Source organism: Zhongshania sp. R06B22, assembly GCF_040892595.1.
GTDB lineage: Bacteria > Pseudomonadota > Gammaproteobacteria > Pseudomonadales > Spongiibacteraceae > Spongiibacter > Spongiibacter arctica.
On sequence record NZ_JBFRYB010000001.1, the window covers coordinates 2262664 to 2282586 of the forward strand.

Here is a 19923-nt window from a genome sequence, read left to right on the forward strand (position 1 = left end):
ACTTATTCATAAAAGCTGAATTTTCTAGGGTCATAGGCATCGCGTATTGCTTCGCCAATATAGGCGACCAACATCAAGATAACGGTCATCGCAACAACAACTGAGCCCACCAACCACAATGATTCTAAATTTTCGGTGCCTTGCTTCAGCAGTTCTCCCCAGCTGGAAATCGGCGGTGGCAGGCCAAATCCTAAATAGTCTAAGGCCGTTAGCGAGGTGATACCTGAGGCAACCGAAAAGGGTACAAAGGTCACTAAAGTAGACACGCTATTTGGGAGTATGTGCCGAAATACGATTCTCGGCCCTGAGGCCCCTAATGCGCGGGCAGCCATCACATAATCGCGCGCCACTTCTTTATAGGTCGCGGTGCGCATATACCAGGTCATACTGGTCCATCCGAAAAAAGCCATAATAAACAGCAAGGTCCAGAACCCCGGGGTAATAACCGACGCCACGATCATAATCACGTAGAGAAAGGGGATATTCGACCAGATCTCAATAATGCGTTGAAAGATGAGATCAAAGGCGCCGCCCCAAAAGCCCATCATGCAGCCAATGGCGACACCGACGGCGTAGTTGAATACCAGTAGTAATAAAGAGAAGGTAATCGCAGTTCGAAAGCCGTAAATCAGACGCGCAGCCACATCTCTGCCGCTGGTGTCTGTACCTAAATAATGGCGGGTATTGAGCGATGGCGAGTGCGGGGGGAAATCCCCGGCAATTAAATCTGTTTCTAAGGGGCTAAAAGGAATTGGGGGCATGAGCACCCAGCTGTCATCGGAATTTGCGAGGCTGGCTTTAAGATCGCGATAGTTTACTTCGTAGTTGTAATCTAGGCCGAAATCCTTGCCTGTAATCACATCACCATAAATAGGGAAGTGCCATTCACCTTGGTAGACGACAACTAGAGCGCGATTATTGGCCAGCATTTCTGCGCCAAAACTGCACAGCGTAAGGACAAGTAATATCCACGCCGAATAATAGCCTCGACGAGATTGGCGAAAGCGCTGCCAGCGTTTTTGGGCGACCGGATTTTTAAAAACACTCATGCGCCGCTCCGCCCGCCGAAGCGAATCCGTGGATCGACTAGGGCAACACAGATATCCGACAATATATTGCCAAGCAGATACAGCAGCGAAGAAATCACCAATATGCCCATTACAATCGGGTAGTCACGTTCGATAATGGCCTCGTAGCCCAACAGCCCAATGCCATCGATATTGAATATGGTTTCAATCAAAAATGAGCCGCCTAGCAGTAGCGAAATATTGTTACCGAAGGATGTGGCCACGGGAATCAGGCTATTGCGAAGCGCATGACCGCGAACGCTTTCGCCGCGACTTAAGCCTTTAGCGCTGGCAGTGCGCATATAGTCTGCCGACAAATTGTCCATCAGCGAATTTTTCATCATTAGAGTGGTGACGGCGAAACTGCCTGCTAGGTACGCGATTAGTGGCAATACCGAGTGCCTAAATATGTCTGAGGCTTTGCCCCAGGTGCTGAGCTCGTCGTGATTGTCACTCACAAAGCCGCCCAGAGGGAATATATCCCAGTAGCCAGCAAACAATGAAATTAGGGCAATGCCGATAACATAGCTGGGTAGGGCGTAGCCTAAAAAAACCACCGCCGACGACCAGCTATCGAGGGCGCTGCCATGGTACATGCCTTTAGCCAGGCCAAGTGGAATACATACCAAGTAGGTCAGTATTAGGGTGGTGAGGCCGTAGTAGATTGAGATTGGGAACCGCTCTTTGATAATTTGCCAAACAGGATCTTGATAGCGGGTAGAAAGACCCAAGTCAAAGGAGACTACCTTTTTTAGCCAAATTACGTAGCTGCTAAGCATTGGTTTATCAAAACCGTAGTAGCGCTTAAGCTCTTCCATTTGCTCATCGGAAAGCGTGCCGCCACCCTGGCTGCGCTGCAAGGAACCGGTTTCACCACCGAACTGAATTTGCGTCATCAGACGTTCAATCGGGCCACCGGGAACAACGCGGGTAATGGCAAATACTAATAAAGTAATGCCGATAAAGGTGGGAATAATTAGTAAAAAACGGCGAACGAAATAGCCTGTCATAAACGCGTTAAAAACCTTGGCAAAGCGAAGAGGCTATACTATATCAAAACGCCGTTAAAGATCGGCGCGAGTGATATCAACATATAATGTTAAAGATTGACCGGGGCGCAAATACTGACTGGTTTTAATGGAATTCCATTCCACGATATCGCGGATGCGCAGATTAAAGCGACTGGCGATAAGGGACAGCGAGTCGCCATTTCTCACCTTATAGCCTACCTTGCGAATAATGCCCTTGGCAGATTGCTGCGGCGCCTTTCCCCACACCACTAACTTCTGACCAGGCTTGATAATAGAATTCGACGCCAGTTTATTCCAAGTAAGTATCTTCTTACTGCTTACCCCGTAGTTTTTAGCAATACCACTGATGGTGTCGCCGCTACGCACTTTATACTCTATGCGAGAGGCTTCTGATGAGGCTAAACCCTGACTGACGCCTTTGTGCGGTGAGACACCATTGCCGGCGTCGGGGATAAGTAACACATGGCCAATTTTTAAAATGTCATTATCAAGCTGATTGCTGGCTCGCAGCGTGGCAACGTCAACATGATGGCGGCGCGCAATAGTCACTAAATTGTCGCCGGCTTGTATTTTGTACTGCTGCCAGCGCAAGCGATCGCGTGGCGGTATTTTGGCTAGGCGCGAGGCAAATGTTTTTGCTTTTGCTTGCGGAATTAGTAGTCGGTGCGGTCCCTCTGGTGCCGTTACCCAGCGATTAAAACCTGGGTTCAGGCGATATAGCTCATCAACACTAATGTCGGCTAGTTTAGCGGCTTGCGCTAGGTCAAGCTGGCTGCCGGTGTTCACCGCAATAAAATGCGGCTCATTTGCTACCGGGGGAAGCGTGAGGTTGTAGGATGCCGGGTTTTTGAAAATCTTAACCAGTGCCAGCATTTTGGGGATATAGTTTTTGGTTTCTTTGGGGAGCTTCAAAGACCAGAAATCGGTTGGCAGTCCCTTTTTCTTATTGCGTCTTATCGCTTTATTCACTGTGCCTGCGCCAGCATTATATGCTGCCAATGTCAGCAACCAATCGCCATCAAAGCGGCGGTTCAGGTCAGTGAGATAGTCTAGTGCCGAGTCTGTGGCGGTGATAACGTCGCGACGGCCGTCGTACCACCAGTTTTGGTCTATCCCCAGATGCTTGGCGGTATTGGGTACAAACTGCCATAAGCCCGAGGCGCGTCCATGTGAATAGGCGAAGGGGTCAAAGGCACTTTCTACAAAGGGCAGCAAGGCTAAGTCGCTGGGTAGGCCGCGTTCTTCGATATTGTCAATGATGTAGTACAGATAGCGCGCTGCGCGTTTACTAATCTTGGCGAGGTAATAGGAATGCTCTGCATACCATTCCTCCCGGTCTTCAACATCGGCATGCCCGGCGAGGGCATCGAACTGCAGCTTGGACGCTAAGCGAGGCCATAATTGTTGGTATTGCTTGGTGGTTTGTAGAGTCTCCCCAGATGCTTCGGTTTCTGCATCAGGGCTATGCTTTGCTGCCTTGGCGGTTTGCAACTTAGACTTGGACGTAAACTTGAGGCCATCACGTATTTGTTTTGCAGAGTCACTGCTCGCGTCGCCTTGTGTTACGACCTCTTGATACCGACAGAGTTTGCTACTGCGGTTTTCTACTCGATCACAGAACAGGGTGGTATTTTTGTGGCGCGCACCGTATTGATGCGGTGTTTGGGCGCAGGCTACCAGTAGCGGTATTAGCAGCGCACCAAAGATGAACTTATTGAAGGGGCTATAGAGTGTTTTCATTATAAAATATAGTCGCTAATGTCATTTAAAAGTCATCCTTCCAAGCACGTAAACTAGCGAAAATATCGTTTTGATTCCAATACTTAAGTGCCGCGTGCGTCGCAACTTGTTGTTGGACGGCAGCATTATCCGTTCGCAAGAATGGATTTGTTAGCAATTCGAGTGCCAGCTTAGAAGGGACTGTGGGTAAATCTGCTTGTCGTCGAGCTTGGGTGTCTTCAAAGCGTGAAAGCAGATCGCGGTTATTGGGTTCGACAACGCAGGCAAAGCGCAGATTGCTCAGGGTGTACTCATGTGCGCAGTACACCTCAGTGTCTGCCGCTAGGGCTTGGATCAGCCCAAGCGAGTTGAGCATTTGTTTCGGCGTACCCTCAAACAGTCGCCCGCAACCGCCGGCAAACAGGGTGTCACCGCAAAATAGCGCTGGGCCCGATGGCGACGTCTCAAGGTAGTAAGCAATATGATCTAGGGTATGCCCAGGCACGGCAAACACCCGAAATGTTAGGTCTAGAAGGGTAATTGTGTCATCGTGTTTAAGGCGCTGAGTGATACTTTTACATTGATTTTCTGGGCCGTAAACTGGAGTATTGGGGTAGCGTTCGCAGAGCAACTCTATGCCATTTACGTGGTCGTAGTGATGGTGCGTAATAATGATGGCCGAGAGGCTTAGGCCGTTTTCGTCTAAGTGCTTTAGTACCGGCGCGGCGTCACCTGGATCGACAATGATTGCCTTTCCTTCGCGTGCGACACACCAAATATAGTTGTCGCTAAATGCAGAAATGGGTGATATTGACAGCATAATCATTATTTTAATTGTGGACAGCGCAGCATAAACATTCCAGCGTCTCCCTGCAATAGGCGTAGCTGGGGGCTCAGTAGGGGAAAATCATGGCATATTGGCGTACTAAACACTCACCTGAAGTCCTTTTACCAGCCTTGCGGCACTGGTTTCAGGGTCCAGTTGGACGAACGGTATTAGCTGAAGAGCGGCCGTTAATTGCTGACGCGATTAGTGATGCATCGACTGCAAAATACAATCTATTGAATTTGAGCGTAATACCAGAGCGCTGCCCGATCGCCAGTGACGTATTCCAACGTCAATTTTGTTTGGGGGGAATGCAGCATTACGGACTGAGCCAAGTGCTCGATGTACTATGTGATTTTGAGCACCTACCGGTCGCTAGCGAATCACAAGATGTTGTTGTCTTACATCATCTACTGGAGTTTGTAGATAATCCTCATAAAGTGCTTCGTGAAGTGGAACGTGTCATCGTCCCTCACGGTAAAGTGGTCATCTGTGGGATCAACCCTTATTCTTTTTTGGCAATGCGCGGAGTGCTTGGCCGTCTTAAAGGCAGCCCAATGTGGCAGAATCATCGACTGCCAATCCACCGCTTACAAGACTGGTTGTCGCTGCTGGGCTTTGAGGTCAGTGTGGTGGAGTATGGCTTTCATCGCCTGCCAGTAAGTAGCCCGAGTTATTTCATGTCACATAAACCAGCCGCAAAAAGTTTACCTATGGGTGGTGTTTTCATCCTTAGCGCGACAAAATACCGCGCTCCGTTAAGTCCCTCGGCACAAAATTTAGCTCGTCGGGCAAAAATCCTCCGTCATCCTCGGATGGCAGGAGCAACCCGAACCATAGAATCACGAGCAGATTATGAACAAAGTCCCAGAGAAAGTTGAAATCTTTACCGATGGCGCCTGCCGCGGTAATCCAGGCCCCGGTGGATGGGGTGCGTTAATGCGGTATCAGGGAAAAGAGAGCAATTTGTTCGGCGGTGAAGCAGCCACCACCAATAACCGTATGGAGTTGATGGCAGCGATTGAAGGCTTGCGGGCATTAAAACGTCCCTGCGAGGTGGCTATAACCACGGATTCCCAATACGTGCGGCTCGGGATCACTGAGTGGATGGTGAACTGGAAAAAGCGTGGTTGGAAAACAGCGGCTAAAAAACCGGTTAAAAACGCTGACTTATGGCAGCAACTAGATGCTGCGACCCAAGGGCATAATATTGAATGGCACTGGGTGAAAGGGCATAGCGGCCACCGTGAAAACGATATTGCCGATATGCTCGCCAATCGCGGCATTGATGAATTAGAGAAAGCCTGATGCGACAAATAGTACTGGATACCGAAACCACCGGCCTAGATCATGCTTCCGGACATCGTATTATCGAAATTGGCTGCGTAGAGCTAGTCAATCGGAGGCTGACTGGACGTCATTACCACCAATATATAAACCCAGAGCGAGAGATTGATGCGGGTGCTATCGAAGTGCACGGTATCACTAACGAGATGCTCACAGACAAACCTCGGTTTGCGCAAATAGCCGATGAATTTTTTGATTTCATTAGCGGCGCCGAGCTTGTTATTCACAACGCACCCTTCGATTTAGGCTTTATCGATGCGGAATTTGCATTGTTGCGGCGCAAAACGCCAAAGATCAGTACCATCTGCGGGGTGATCGATACCCTTATTATGGCGCGCCAAAAGCACCCGGGGCAGCGCAATAGTCTCGATGCATTGTGTCAGCGCTACTACGTCGATAATTCACAGCGGGATTTGCATGGCGCATTATTAGATGCAGAGATTCTTGCTGACGTCTATTTGATGATGACCGGCGGTCAAACCGCGCTGGCCCTTGCAGGTGATGATGGCTCGCAGCAGAACGAAGGCGGGGTCGCCAGCGATCACCGTCGTTTAGATAGCGCTCCCAGAAGCTTGCGCGTCGTTCGTGCGAGCGCAGAGGAGCTGCTTTTACATCAAAAACAATTAGCCGAAGTGGCTAAAGCCAGTGATGGCAATTGCGTGTGGCAGCGGCCACCGCAAGAGTAATGTATAGCTATCAGAGCGGCTTGGCGCCATAGAGCCTCCGGTATACCCAGACTCTACGCTTAATAATACTGTGCTTTGCATCCGTTTAATGCTAAACAGGCTATAAATAACCGTTAGTTAAAGGAGGCTTTGGAAGCGTTGTGCTAGTCTCGTTAGAGTTGCTGCAGCGCTGTTCAGAATCGCCTTGAGCGTCAAAGCAAAACTTGATGGTAAGCCCAGAGGGGCTATAAGGATGTTGTGTGGGAGCGAAAGTAGAGATCAATACCAGTTCATATGCCATGGTGGCAGATGAGTTGGGTAAAACCTTGCAACAGGCCACCAATGTTTTTGAAACATTTCTGTCTGAACGCCACAATTTAGCATTGTTAGAGCAGTGCGAAGCGAATTTGCGCCAAGTAGGCGGCACCCTGCGCATGCTGCAAATTTCAGGTGCGGCTTTGCTAGCCGATGAAATGCGTATGCTGTGCAGCGCTATTTTGAAAAGCGTGGTCGCCGTACCAGAGAGTCAGTTAAACGCTTTGAGCACTGCTTTTTTCGTGCTGCCAAGGTACCTCGAGTTTGTCCAGTCCAGACAGTCAGAAATCCCTCAATTGGTGATTTCCCACGTCAATGAATTGCGGGTCGCTCACCATCAACTGCTGTTGCCCGATAGTTATTTCTGCAAAGATCATGACCACTTATTCAGCCGCGATTCCAATATTACTTTGCGGACTAAGCCTTTAGCCGAACCCGAATTCAACGCCAATTTAAAACGGATTAGTCATCTTTATCAAAGTGGCTTGCTGGGTTTACTGCGCGACGCCCACATCCCAATGCAGCTGCTTATTATGTCCCGCGCCGTCAGGCGTTTACGCGGAGCGATAGCCCCAGGCCCACAGCAGCGGTTTTGGCTGTTGGCCGATGCGGTGCTAGACGCATTTGTTAATCACGGTCTGGAGCTGAACCCACATCGCAAACGCGTATTGGCGGGTTTAGAAGGGTTGATGCGGGGGCGCTTAAAAAACCGACCAGCCCTTAACGAAGTGTTAGAACGGGAAATAGTGTTTCTTCTTAGTGTGAGTTCATACCGAGAAGGCCTTGTGGACAAGGTGCTCAAGGCGGCAAAAATTCATGTGGCTGAGGTCAATGATGAGCAGCTAAAGACTTATCGCGGCATTATGTTGGGACTGAGCTACGACACAGTGTCGTCGGTTATTCATGAATTGCGAACTGAATTGCGACACGCCAAGGATGTTTTGGAATTATTGGCACAACACCAGCGCAGTGAAAGTGAAGAGTTATTGCCACTTACTTCAGTATTAAAACAGAGCGCTGATATTCTCGCCGTACTTAATTTACCCGCCCTTGCAGGCACCTTAAGCGACCATGTCGAGGCCTTAAATGCCTTGGTGGGCTGTGATTTAAGTAAAGAGCGCAGCAGGCTTGAAGACCTTGCCGAAACCCTACTGTTTATAGATGGCAGCCTGGCACAAATTGATCGCCGCAAATTAAACTATGAAGACCTGGGCGAAATATCCTTGGAGCGTCGTGACGAGATCAGTGCTGATAATCAGGTCAGCGAAGCACGCAGCATTGTCATTGAAGAGTCGAAGGCGGCGATAAGTTTAGTGAAACGAGCGATCTCGGCGTATATCGATTCGGGTTTTGACAATCAGCATATCGCTAATCTCCCTCATTTACTTGACTCCGTGCGGGGCGCTTTTGTGATGATAAACGCGCATAAACTACCCGAACTGACCCAGGGTGCAACTGAGTTTATCGCTAGGTTTGTCGGCCGAGAAACCGTCAATCCGGCCTCAGATGTACAAGCCCTAGAAACCCTCGCCGATGCCATGATCAGCATTGAATATTATTTGAATGAGTTAGGTCGACGGCATATTGCCGATGAGAGCATTCTTCTGGTTGCAGAAGACAGTATCGCAACACTAAGGGCAATGTAGTAAGAGTATGGATACGATGATAGGGCTGGACAAACTATTACTGATAATCACGGGCGTCGGCCTGATACTGTGTTTTCTGGCCTTTATCCGCCTGCGTCGTCACGTTTTTAGCGGTTTAGTGGCGGTATTGTTGTCCGTCAGTTTTACCGGCATGGCGGTTGTTGTTACCAAGGATGTCTATAGCTACCGTCATTTAGCTGACGAGCAGCTTGTCGCAAGAGTTTTTGTGTCGGGTAAAACTGCGCAACAGTTTATGGTTAGTGTCGACACCGTTAACGATGAGCCGCTACAGACCTTCTTAGTGATGGGCGACCAATGGCAGCTTGACAGTAGAGTTGTCCGCTGGAAGCTTGCTGTGGCACGGCTGGGCTTCAATAACCTTTACCGTCTAGAGCGCTTGTCAGGCCGCTATCAAAGTATTGAAGAAGAGCGCAATTTGGCGCGGACTATCTATCTTATCAATCTTTCCGAGCCCGTTGATATTTGGGACTGGCTGCGCAGCAATGAATATTTACACAAGTGGGTTGATGCAGACTACGGAAATGCGGTGTTTGCGCCTATGGTCGATGGCGCCCAATACAATGTCTATCTGGGACGCAGTGGTCTGTTTATTCAGGCTGAAAACCCAATTGCGGTCAAGGCCTTAGGGAACTGGCCGGCTTGACTTGCACCTCACTGACATACCAATATGTGGCACTTTTAAAATCTCGGGAGTACGTAGTTGGAATTTTTACTGGAATACGGCTTATTTTTGGCCAAGTCGGTCACCATCCTTATTGCCGTTATCGTTGTGGTCAGTGCCATCGCCGTAGCGAGTCAGCGCAATAAGCGTGAGAGCAGCGATGGACATATAGAAGTCACCACCTTAAACCATAAGTTTGAGGACTGGGAAGACATGCTCAAGTTTGAAATTCTTGACGAAGACACTTTTAAGAAAGAGCATAAAGCCAAGAAAAAGCACGAAAAGAAAGAGCGTAAGCATAAAACCGAAGCGCCACGAAAACGTTTATTCGTGCTGGATTTCGACGGTGATATGAGCGCTTCAGAAGTGGAGTTTTTACGCCATGAAATATCTGCAGTGTTAACCGTTGCCAAGCCTGAAGATGAAATTTTACTACGTTTAGAAAGCCCCGGCGGTATGGTGCATAGCTATGGTCTAGCCTCCTCACAATTGCAGCGTATTAGAAGCCAGGGCATTCCGCTGACTATCTCAATTGACAGAGTTGCCGCGAGTGGTGGCTATATGATGGCCTGTATTGGCAATAAAATCTTAGCGGCACCGTTTGCGGTTATTGGGTCTATCGGCGTGGTTGCCCAGCTCCCTAACTTTAATCGCTTGCTAAAGAAACACGACGTGGATATTGAGCTTCACACGGCCGGCGCCCATAAGCGCACCCTGACCATGATTGGTGAGAATACCGATGAAGGTCGTCAAAAATTTAAAGAAGAACTTGAAGACACCCATGTTCTTTTTAAAGAATTTGTTAGTGAAAATCGCCCACAGCTAGACATCGATCATATTGCCACCGGTGAGGTTTGGTATGGTAAGCGTGCTTTAGATGAAAAGTTGATCGATGAACTGTCTACCAGCGACGATTATCTGCTGAGTAAGCGCAAGGACACTGATTTATTTTCAGTGAAGTATCGCCAAAAGCGCAGCTTGCCTGAGCGCCTTGGTTTTGCCGCAGAAAGTGCATTTAACCGAACTTTAAATACTATGCTAGGTAAATTAAGCCAAAATCGTTACTGGGGATAAGTGGAGCAAAGCGATAGCAAATTATCGCTGTCGCCCAATTTATTTTAGATCCGGGATTCTGGCGACAATATAGTCTTATGTTTTAAGAGCGGGTAATTTTGACTAACCTACATTATACCGAAGTCGCTAGGCACAATAGCAGAATGTCGAGACATAGACAGCAGGGAATAAAACGTTGGGAGGTGTTGTTGGCCTTAGCGATTTCTGCCGCTATCGCACTGGTCGTTGGAGTGATGGTCAATAAGCGCATCGGGTCAGCTATGAATGAGCAGGTAGACAATGATTTCCGGCGGATATCGATGGCCCTGCATCAGTATAAACTGGATAACAATCGTTACCCAAGCACTGAACAAGGCTTGATTGCCCTATTTGAAAAGCCAACAACGGCGCCGCTTACTCCCCTTTGGAGAGGCCCGTATATAAACCGCCAAACGTTAATCTACGATCCTTGGAATAATACATATCTCTATGAAAGCTCCGCAGCGCCGCCAGGTTTTACAGTTAGCACCTTGGGTGCCGACGGTGTATCAGGTGGTGAAGAGCTGAATGAAGATAAGGCTCTTAGGTTTCAGAGTGATGAAAATTATTTTGATTAAGCTGCGTTTTTAGATATTAGATATTAGATATTCATTTGAATATTTTACTTAATAAAAAAGGGCCTAAAGGCCCTTTTTTTTCACTTGGCGGCGAAGGTCTTAATTAAAAAACCACACTGACAGTAAGGCGACGCTGCTCATCACTATGGTATAGGGCAGAGCCATAATGACCATCTTGCCGTAAGACAAGCGAATCAGTGGAGCCAACGCGGATGTTAATAAAAACAAGAACGCCGCTTGGCCATTGGGTGTTCCTACACTTGGAATATTGGTGCCGGTATTAATCGCCACCGCCAGATGCTCTAATTCTTCACGGCTGATATTACCTGCATCAAATGCGGCTTTGACTTCATTGATGTAGACCGTCGCCACAAATACATTGTCACTTATGACGCTGAGTAAACCATTCGCAACGAAGAACATCACTGTACGAGTCTGGCCTTCTAGCGCCAGTACCGCATCAATAATGGGCGTGAATAAATGCTGCTCGTGAATAACGCCAACAATGGCGAAGAACACAACCAGTAGAGCAGTGAAGGGCAGGGCCTCCTGGAACGCATGGCCAATACGATGTTCGTCGACAACGCCATTAAATGCCGTTTGTAACACAATCACGGTTAGGCCAATCAGCCCAACCGGCGCCAAGTGCAATGCAAGGCCGGCCACCAAAAACACCGCCACTATGCCCTGTATAATAAGTTCGGCGACATCTGCAGGGCTGCGTTTCTCATCCTGGGCTTGATCATATTCAAGTAAAACACTGCGTACAGTCTGGGGCAGTTTTGCACCATAACCAAACCATCCAAAAACCTCTAGTAGGGCGCAGGTTAGTAAACCAGTAAATAAAACAGGCATGGAAACGGGCGCCATAACCTTGAAGAAATGCACAAAGCTCCAACCAATTTTTTCCGCTATTAAGAGGTTTTGTGGCTCACCCACCAAGGTACAAACACCACCAAGTGCGGTACCCACAGCGCCGTGCATTAGCAGGCTTCGCAAGAACGCGCGAAATTGTTCTAGGTCGGAGCGCGAATGTTCGGTGACTTTGTTGTCGTCCCCGTGATCGTGATCGCTGTGTGAATGATGCCCACCAGAAGCGACACGGTGGTAGACGGAATAAAAACCAATACCGACCGCAATAAGCACCGCAGTAACAGTTAATGCATCTAAGAAGGCGCTAAGAAATGCCGCCATACCAGAAAAGACCAGCGACAATGCAACCTTAGAGCGGATGCGCAGCAATAACTTTGTGAACACAAATAACAGCAAATCCTTCATGAAGTAGATGCCCGCCACCATAAACACCAGCAACAGAATGACTTCAAAATTATTTCTGGCTTCCATGTACACGCTTTCGGGGCTTGCCATGCCGATAACAATCGCTTCAAGTGCTAATAAGCCGCCCGGTTGCAGTGGATAACACTTTAGCGCCATGGCTAGGGTAAAGATAAACTCAGCAATTAGTGCCCAGCCGGCGACAAATGGCCCCGCTGTGAAAAACAGAAGCGGGTTAATAATAAGGAAGCCAAGGATGACCTTTTTATACCACTGTGGCGCATTTCCCAGAAAATTGCTCGCAAAGGCACGCACCAAGCTTTGATCCATAATTATAATCCTATCTATTTATCATACGGGCGCAGATGACGTGACGTCAGCCAAGCTAAGAATTGGGGGTACTCGTAATACATTCCGAAGCGGGTGGGAATTAGTGGTAACCGCTTTTGATGGCGGCCGCGGACTCTGTTGATTGAACGATTGCTTGCGGCCAGCGCTGCAACATAAGAGCTGCACAAGGGTACGCTTAATTTTGATCTCACTCCGGTTTCGCACAGGCGGCCTCTTGCAAAAAGTCATCAGCCGCATGCCGGTGTTTGTCTGGCCATGGCAGAACCAGAAGGGCAACTAGATTAACGACAAACCAGCACAGGATCATAGACACCAGGGTGTGGCTTAAAAAGTGATGACCTACTGCCATTTTATACCCTCCCATCAAGGACCCCGCAGCGATGGCAAAGACTAGCATTTGGCGTTTTCTACGCGGCGTTTTCATAAGGTAAACCAGCGCAAGTAAAGCAAAGCCGCCGCTCGCATGCCCGGCAGGAAAACATCGCTGCCGCTTATCGGGTTGTTGGTCGCTAGGGTAATGCTCAAAGACACCAATATATGGCAGATCGCCACCGTATTGAGTAAGCGCATAGGGACAGGATACATTGGTGGTACTTTTTAGGGATGACACTAAAGACGGTCCCAACGGCAGTGCGATCAAGACGATTAAAATCCCCTGTTGATAAGACTTAATAAGCGGCCGCTTATGAAAAAAAACTGCGGCAATAAGTAAACCTATCTCAAAAATTACCAAGAGTTTCTTAGGGCCATCATAGAGCATGAAATGAAGAATAGGGTGCGAGGTATCTAGCACCCAGCTTTGGGTCTCACTATTGTAAAGCAGCGCCTGCACCCAGAGATCGAGATTAGTAAACTCAAAAATAAGCATCACCACAGCTAAAATAAGGAGTGATATAGCAATATGTTTAACGGGAGACATTTGCAGTTTCCTCATCCTCCTCTGGCTTGAGCATAAGCAGCTTAGCCTCAGCTGACGGAAGCAAGTCGCTTGTTAGCTCAAAAACCTCAAGCAGCGTATCGAAAACCGCATCATGAGTATTTGGCGCGTCTTTCAATAGTTTGCTTTGCCCGTAGTCGATGTCCGATGTTTCGCCAATCCAGGCGAGCACCGGCACATGTGTTTGGGCGCGGGGTGCAAAACTGTAGGGCATGCCGTGTAAATATACGCCAGACTCCCCCAGTGACTCACCGTGATCACTTACATAAAACATCGATGTCTCGTAGCGATTAGCGTTTGATTGTAAGAAGGCAATCACTTTCGATAGAAAGAAGTCGGTATACAGGATGGTATTATCGTAGGCGTTAATAATCTCTTGCTGGCTGCACTCCGACAGCTCGCCAGATTGGCAGGCGGGTGTAAACGTTTCAAATTCGGCAGGATAACGCTGTGCATAGGCAGGCCCATGACTGCCCATTTGGTGGAGCACAATTAAAATATCTCCCGTTTGGCCGTCGACATAAGATTGCAATCCATCCAGCATACCAACGTCACGGCACTCGGGATCGCATACCGGATTGCGCTCTGGCGAGCGAAAATCTTCAAAAGGAACTCGATCAGCAACGCCCTTTGAGTCGGAGTTATTATCGCGCCAAAGTACGTTAACTCCCGCTGATTGGAGCAAGTCCAGACCATTTTCGGTGTTGTGTGCGCTTTGGACGTCGAAGCTATCGTGACTAGAATAAGAGAACATGCAGGGCACCGAAATAGCTGTAGACGTGCCGCAGGATTGAATTTGGGTATAACTGATTAAACGATCGATTTTGGCCAGCGCAGGATTAGTATTTCGCGAATATCCATTCAGTGAGAAATGATCCGCCCTTGCGGTTTCTCCCACCACCAGAATAACCAGCTCTGAATGTGCGCTCGGGGTCTCTAAGATATTGGCCATTGCTCCTAACGACTGAAAGGGTAGCGGCGCGCTCTTTGGTAGGGAGCTAGCGGCAAGTTGCAATGCAGAATACAGCGGGTAGGCGGGGCTTATATAGTAGCGAACCTGTTTGTGCTCTCTGAAAAAGCTAGCGTATTGGCTACTGAACATAGAGATACTGGCGGCAACCATGATCAAAGCAGCCACGGCAGTCGCGGAGTTACTTAGCAGCGCATGAGTCAAGCCTCTAGAGCGTGGACCAAATCGCCATGCCATAATCGCCGGCAGTATTCCCACTAGAAGAAGCCTTGTTGCCAGCGAGCCTGTCATCAGATCAGCAGACTCCGATGGGTTAGTCTCAATAACATTGCGTAGCATATCGGCGTCGATGACCGTCCCAAAGCTATCGGCAAAATAAGAACTCATAGCGCCCGCGATCAAAAATACAATGGCTGTGATTCTTGCAGGCAATACCAAACTGAATAGAGCCGCTAGAAATAGCAAGCTAGCAAAAGTGGCAAGGCCTAAGAAGCTGAGAAAGGCCGTATTTTCTGCCCAAGGGTATATTTCTAGGACACGCGTGAAGAACGTCAGATTGGCGGTTGCTGTTAAAAACAACGCGACGACTATTAACAGTTGATAAGGCTTTAAGCGAAAACCGGGTGCTCGATTACTTTGGTATTTCATCGGTTTTGATCGTATCTCTTAGTCAGGATGCAGATGAATCTAAAGTGCATGCATATACTAGGGAGATATAATTAAGGAAGTCTTAAGAGTTGCCCGGGAACGGCGTCTGAGGTAACGGTTACGGTGATCTCTTGCATCTTGGCTTATTTCAATCAGGTAGCGTTTTGTACTCGTGAGATTCTCGATTAACTATCGGGAATGAGGCAGAGTAAAGTGAAACCTCGCAGATGCCTGTCAACATAGTTAGGGTTTAGAGTATGGCGCGGTTACACGGAAAGCCTGTATAGCTGTAACATCCTCTCAATACACACTCTATGTCGAATACTAAACAGTATTAGAAATAACAATGGAATATCTGTAGTATTAGGCATAAGCACCTGCAGCTATGTAAATACAGCGAGAATATAGATGGCAATTCCAACACCAACACCGCTATACCCGACGTATACGGAACTTAGGGAATTCAATTTCAGTGATTATTCGGAGCTGGAAGCATTCCTAAAATCTGGTGAACCTTGGTGGTTAAGTCACTGGTCCTGGGGCCGAGAATTTCTTGACTACATTGGTCGAAATAAATCAGAGCACACATTCACCCGTTTCCGAAATGAAACGGAGCGCTTTCTACTTTGGATCTTTTTGTTTAAAGCTCAGCCTATGGATCAGCTGAGAAAAGCTGATATTTTGCAATACGCCGACTTCTGCTGGCAGCCCCCGGTATCTTGGATCTGTCTTGCTAATTATGAAAAATTTCAGCTCCGGAACGGCAGCTTCGTTCAGAATAGCGAATGGGCCCCCTTCAAGCTGAAAGTTCCGAAAAATAATGCCGCGAGTGGTCAGCAGCCCGATAAGAAAAAATATCGTCCGTCGCAGCAGACATTAACCGCAAGCTTTACGGCTATTATTTCGTTCTATAAGTACTTGATGAATGAAGAGTATCTATACGGCAATCCGGCGCAAATCGCGAAGATCGATTGTCGGCATTTTATTAAGGATTCTCAGGTTAAGGAAGTTCGACGTTTAACGGAGGCCCAATGGCAATATGTAGTTAACGTGGCGCTTGCTCAGGCCGAGGAAGATTATCTCTATGAGCGCAGTTTATTTGTGATTTGCGCGCTAAAAACGCTTTTTTTGAGGGTATCTGAGCTTTCGGAGCGCGCGAACTGGTCGCCGGTTATGAGTCACTTTTGGGAGGATTCCGACGGTAACTGGTGGCTAAAAGTCTACGGCAAAGGTCGTAAGCTAAGGGACACAACAGTGCCCAATAGCTTTATTGCTTATCTCAAGCGCTATCGTGAGTTCCGAGGTTTAAGCCCCCTCCCTTCTGCTGGTGAAAATCATCCCATAGTCGAGAAAATACGTGGTCAAGGCGGGATGACGTCACGCCAGTTAACTCGCATCGTCCAAGATATATTCGATTTGGCCTACGAAAAAATGCGCCGCGCGGAGGGTGATGATAAGGCGAGGAAACTAAAGGAGGCGTCCACTCACTGGCTAAGGCACACCGGTGCCAGCATGGAAATAGAGCGCGGACGGGCCCTTAAAGATTTGTCTGAAGATTTGGGCCACTCAAGTATGGCGACCACTGATACCGTGTATGTGCAAACCGAAAACCGGGTTAGGGCGCTAAGTGGTAAGCTGCGCAAAGTAGATTGAGCTAATTCTGCAGCTGACCTCCGCCCTTCTCAGCCTTCGCCAATCGCTTCACTACGAAGGCTGAGCGGGAGGATTCCGCTAGTAAATTATTACTGTTGGGCGCCTAGCTGTGTTGCTAAGAGAGCACGTTGCGCTGTGTCATCGCAAGCAGACCAGCCATGCAAGTGCTGCTCGATTAACTCAGCCATCATATCGATATGACCGGCTTCAGCATTGAGGGCAGGTATATATTCATAGCGTTCGCCACCGGCTTCTAGAAAATAGTCGCGGTTTTCAATGCCGATTTCTTCAATGGTTTCCAAGCAATCCGCTGAAAAACCAGGGCAGACTAACTGAACTGATTTTACGCCTTCCTGCGGAAGCGCCATTAGCGTTTTATCGGTATAGGGTTGTAGCCACTCTTCCCTGCCAAAACGAGATTGAAAGCTGACCAGATACTCGTCTTTAGTTAAACCAAGGTTTTCAGCTAACAGCCGCGCGGTTTTATAGCATTCACAATGATAGGGGTCGCCATTAAGCAGATAGCGTTTCGGAATGCCGTGATAGGTGAATATCAACTTGTCTGCGCGGCCATGTACTTCCCAGTGCCGCCGAATTTTGTCTGCCACCGCTTGAATATAGGCAGGGAAATCATGGTAGTGATTAATGAAACGTAATTCCGGTATCAGCCTTTGTTTCAAGAAGCTGGCGGCCACAGCATCAAAAGTAGAGGCTGTCGTAGAGGCGCAATATTGTGGGTATAGCGGTAAAACTAATAGCTTGCGAACGCCTTGTTGGAGCATTTTTTCGATAACGGAATCAACTGATGGTGAGCCATACCGCATGGCAAACTCAATCAATACCGTATCGCCGCGAGTTTGCTGAATTTTTTGTCGCAGGGCGTCTGCCTGATCTTGAGTATGGAATAAAAGCGGTGAGCCACGGTCTGTCCAGACTGTGCCGTATGCTTTGGCGGAGCGCCTCGGACGAATGTTTAAAATGACCAGATTCAGAATCATCCACCACAATAGGCGTGGGACCTCGATAACTCGGGGGTCGGACAAAAACTCCCGAAGATAGCGTTTCAAATCGGCTTTTTTGGGGGCGTCTGGTGTGCCCAAATTGGTGATCAAGATACCAATTTTGTCGTGTTGCTTATGGGAGAATTCTGGGTTGCCTTGGTATTTCATGTAATAACTCTTAGATGCATTTGATACGCTAGATATTGAAGGTCAATGGAGTCAGAGCTTTGAACTAGTAGGTCAGAGGTTAATGGGTTTAGATCTTTGATTTGTGATCCTTTGAATTCCCGCTCACGGTCCGGTAGTGCCAACCGTGTGCCTACTTCGCTAAGAGTATAACCTCCACTGTGGTGAGCATCAAATATCTCAAACGGCCCACCTCCAACGGTGAATTTGCGGTCTTAGTATTTGTTCAGGATGGAATTCGGCCGCTCCAAGAGCTAAAGCACTGCGCAGAACCGAGACCGCTCGTTTACCTTAGCGCCGAGCTCGCGGTTTCGAATAATAAGGCCAAAGGCCTGCTTTCCGGTAAAGAAGTAAGTCGCGTATTATCCGCTAGCTAAAGCTAATGTTAAAAGGACTTTTTGCTGGGTATCGACGATGTTTTTATTACTCTAATCACTGTCTGAATCGATGCTGGCGCCAAGAAAATCGGTTGAACAGTGATGACGATTTAAGTGCTGGGGCTTGTTAGTGTTAACACTGTCAGGTTTTTACTGCTCTTATTTGCGTAGACTGCGCGATGATTTAATTAATCATTTTTAAATTCGCCTTCTAGATTGAGTCATATAATGAAGCACCGTATAGATCCAAATTTTCCGGCTAGCAATGAAGATGCCTCAAGATTGGATAGTCTAAGCCAAGTACCGGTAAGGCCTGTGTTTATCATGGGGCTACATCGGTCTGGGACGACATTTCTCTATGACTGCGTTGCAAAGTCATTTCCCCTAGCGCACTTAAGTCTTTACCACTTATTGTATTTTGATCGTCTTCTCACTAATAAAGACCAAGCGACAGAGCAGCAAGACAAAGACAAGCTTAATCAGTTTTTCGCTGAGCGTGGTATTAGCGACAGAAATATCGACGGCACCACTATTGATGCCGATGCGGTTGAAGAATATGGCTTTTTACTGCGCAAAAAAACCGCCACGTTTAAATTGTGCGACCAGAACGCGGCATTGTTTGCCACCCTCTGTCAGAAATTACTGGCGGTTCAAAGCGATAAGCAGGCGGTGTTGTTAAAGAATCCCTGGGACACGGGCAATGCCAAGAAAATCCTAAGCTACTACCCCGAAGCGCGTTTTATTTATATTTCCCGCGAACCTATTGCGGTGCTAAACAGCATGTTGAATGCCCTCCTCGCCTACCTAGAGGGACCACAAGACTATCTTGAGGTTTTATTAGATAAGGGTAAAGGCCGCAGCGGCTACCGCAGTGGCTATATTGCTTGGTTAATATTGCGGGGCTTACGCAAAGTACTCGGGCGAAACAATAGTGCTAGGTTGGCTCGCAATATGTTAGCGAAGGACGTTGCACGGCAGGTCGCTATTTACCGCAAGGAGCTTGCGGTGATGCCGGCTAGCCGCGCCATAGAAATAGATTACCAGGATTTAGTCGCCGATCCAGAGGCAACGATGCAGTCCCTTAAAGCATTGCTAGATTTGCCTATCACCGACATGCAGGAAATCTTTGAGGTGAAGCAGCGCAATAATATAAACCCGGTATTAAAAGACTTCCAAGAGTCACTGGATCGCTTGGTAGAAAAGGCAATGGAATACCCTCTTGGCGAGTGATTACTGAAGTGTAATCCGGCCCGGGTATCACCTTGCGATGGTCACTTTTTGCCATCAGCGGCGCTCGCCGCGATGACGGTCTGAGACTGAAGATATTCAATCTCGCCCTTATGCTGGTATTGCCGCCTAGTTGTAAAGTGAGCAAAATACTTGAGCCTCGCGCCCTTGCCTTTATCCCCTCTATGACACATGCCGCTATTGCACATATTGTAGATGTGGGCACTTCACAAACTGTATTCGGTGTGTAATACGTGGGCTATGTGGCCAAAAGTGGCATCATTAAAATCTGTTCATGTGAGCTATGTCACACAAAGGTGTAACAATTTC

17 protein-coding genes are annotated in these 19923 nt (G+C 48.1%); 9 read left to right on the plus strand and 8 right to left on the minus strand.

Translation table 11 applies throughout. The features are described from left to right. Positions 1 to 2: 2 nt before the first annotated feature. The 4 genes from AB4875_RS10340 to gloB are packed head-to-tail and all read right to left on the minus strand — an operon-like array spanning position 3 to position 4637. On the minus strand, positions 3 to 1049 hold the full coding sequence (locus AB4875_RS10340; RefSeq protein WP_368375981.1) for an ABC transporter permease: 1047 nt from the start codon (positions 1047 to 1049) through the stop codon (positions 3 to 5). After that, the gene (locus AB4875_RS10345; protein WP_368375982.1) at positions 1046 to 2077 is read right to left on the minus strand and encodes an ABC transporter permease subunit; all 1032 of its coding nucleotides are present in this window, start codon (positions 2075 to 2077) and stop codon (positions 1046 to 1048) included. The genes AB4875_RS10340 and AB4875_RS10345 overlap by 4 nt, the downstream gene beginning before the upstream one ends. 54 nt (positions 2078 to 2131) lie before the next feature. Continuing rightward, positions 2132 to 3838, minus strand: coding sequence for a lytic transglycosylase (locus tag AB4875_RS10350; RefSeq protein WP_368375983.1), 1707 nt, complete (start codon positions 3836 to 3838; stop codon positions 2132 to 2134). 25 nt (positions 3839 to 3863) lie between these two features. Continuing rightward, positions 3864 to 4637, minus strand: a complete 774-nt coding sequence (gene gloB / locus AB4875_RS10355; RefSeq protein ID WP_368375984.1) for a hydroxyacylglutathione hydrolase — start codon at positions 4635 to 4637, stop codon at positions 3864 to 3866. An 89-nt stretch (positions 4638 to 4726) separates the two neighbouring features. On the opposite strand from gloB, the gene AB4875_RS10360 reads away from it, so the two are divergent. The 7 genes from AB4875_RS10360 to gspG all read left to right on the plus strand — a co-directional run bounded on the left by AB4875_RS10360 (position 4727) and on the right by gspG (position 10968). After that, the gene (locus AB4875_RS10360) at positions 4727 to 5524 is read left to right on the plus strand and encodes a class I SAM-dependent methyltransferase (RefSeq protein WP_368375985.1); all 798 of its coding nucleotides are present in this window, start codon (positions 4727 to 4729) and stop codon (positions 5522 to 5524) included. Continuing rightward, entirely contained in the window at positions 5499 to 5951 is a 453-nt protein-coding gene (gene rnhA, locus AB4875_RS10365) for a ribonuclease HI (protein WP_368375986.1), read from the plus strand. The genes AB4875_RS10360 and rnhA overlap by 26 nt, the downstream gene beginning before the upstream one ends. Next, positions 5951 to 6676, plus strand: coding sequence for a DNA polymerase III subunit epsilon (gene dnaQ, locus AB4875_RS10370; protein ID WP_368375988.1), 726 nt, complete (start codon positions 5951 to 5953; stop codon positions 6674 to 6676). Before rnhA ends, dnaQ begins: the two co-directional genes overlap by 1 nt. A 239-nt stretch (positions 6677 to 6915) precedes the next feature. Beyond that, on the plus strand, positions 6916 to 8616 hold the full coding sequence (locus AB4875_RS10375) for a FimL-related protein (protein WP_368375989.1): 1701 nt from the start codon (positions 6916 to 6918) through the stop codon (positions 8614 to 8616). Positions 8617 to 8623: 7 nt separating this feature from the next. Continuing rightward, positions 8624 to 9280: a hypothetical protein gene (locus AB4875_RS10380; protein WP_368375990.1), complete on the plus strand. Its 657-nt coding sequence runs from the start codon at positions 8624 to 8626 to the stop codon at positions 9278 to 9280. 57 nt (positions 9281 to 9337) lie between these two features. Beyond that, the gene (gene sohB / locus AB4875_RS10385; RefSeq protein WP_368375991.1) at positions 9338 to 10372 is read left to right on the plus strand and encodes a protease SohB; all 1035 of its coding nucleotides are present in this window, start codon (positions 9338 to 9340) and stop codon (positions 10370 to 10372) included. Between the two features lie 143 nt (positions 10373 to 10515). After that, positions 10516 to 10968 carry a type II secretion system major pseudopilin GspG gene (gene gspG, locus AB4875_RS10390; RefSeq protein WP_368375992.1) on the plus strand — a complete coding sequence of 151 codons (453 nt, stop codon included), beginning with the start codon at positions 10516 to 10518 and terminating at the stop codon, positions 10966 to 10968. 99 nt (positions 10969 to 11067) lie between these two features. On the opposite strand, the gene nhaB is transcribed toward gspG, so the two are convergent. The 3 genes from nhaB to AB4875_RS10405 form a co-directional block, all read right to left on the minus strand. Then, positions 11068 to 12573 (minus strand): sodium/proton antiporter NhaB, encoded by a 1506-nt coding sequence (nhaB, locus tag AB4875_RS10395; RefSeq protein ID WP_368375993.1) that lies wholly within the window; start codon positions 12571 to 12573, stop codon positions 11068 to 11070. A gap of 208 nt (positions 12574 to 12781) precedes the next feature. Further along, a complete protein-coding gene (locus AB4875_RS10400; protein ID WP_368375994.1) occupies positions 12782 to 13513 on the minus strand; it encodes a phosphatase PAP2 family protein in 732 nt (243 codons plus the stop codon). Continuing rightward, complete coding sequence (locus AB4875_RS10405) at positions 13500 to 15149, minus strand: phosphoethanolamine transferase (RefSeq protein WP_368375995.1); 1650 nt, start codon at positions 15147 to 15149, stop codon at positions 13500 to 13502. The genes AB4875_RS10400 and AB4875_RS10405 overlap by 14 nt, the downstream gene beginning before the upstream one ends. A gap of 408 nt (positions 15150 to 15557) precedes the next feature. Here AB4875_RS10405 and AB4875_RS10410 point away from each other — a divergent pair, with 408 nt between their 5' ends. Further along, positions 15558 to 16802 (plus strand): tyrosine-type recombinase/integrase, encoded by a 1245-nt coding sequence (locus tag AB4875_RS10410; RefSeq protein ID WP_368375996.1) that lies wholly within the window; start codon positions 15558 to 15560, stop codon positions 16800 to 16802. Positions 16803 to 16891: 89 nt separating this feature from the next. Here the strand turns inward: AB4875_RS10410 and hemH are convergent, their stop codons facing one another. Next, positions 16892 to 17971, minus strand: coding sequence for a ferrochelatase (gene hemH / locus AB4875_RS10415; protein WP_368375997.1), 1080 nt, complete (start codon positions 17969 to 17971; stop codon positions 16892 to 16894). 623 nt (positions 17972 to 18594) lie between these two features. On the opposite strand from hemH, the gene AB4875_RS10420 reads away from it, so the two are divergent. Beyond that, on the plus strand, positions 18595 to 19596 hold the full coding sequence (locus AB4875_RS10420; protein ID WP_368375998.1) for a sulfotransferase family protein: 1002 nt from the start codon (positions 18595 to 18597) through the stop codon (positions 19594 to 19596). Positions 19597 to 19923: the final 327 nt, after the last annotated feature.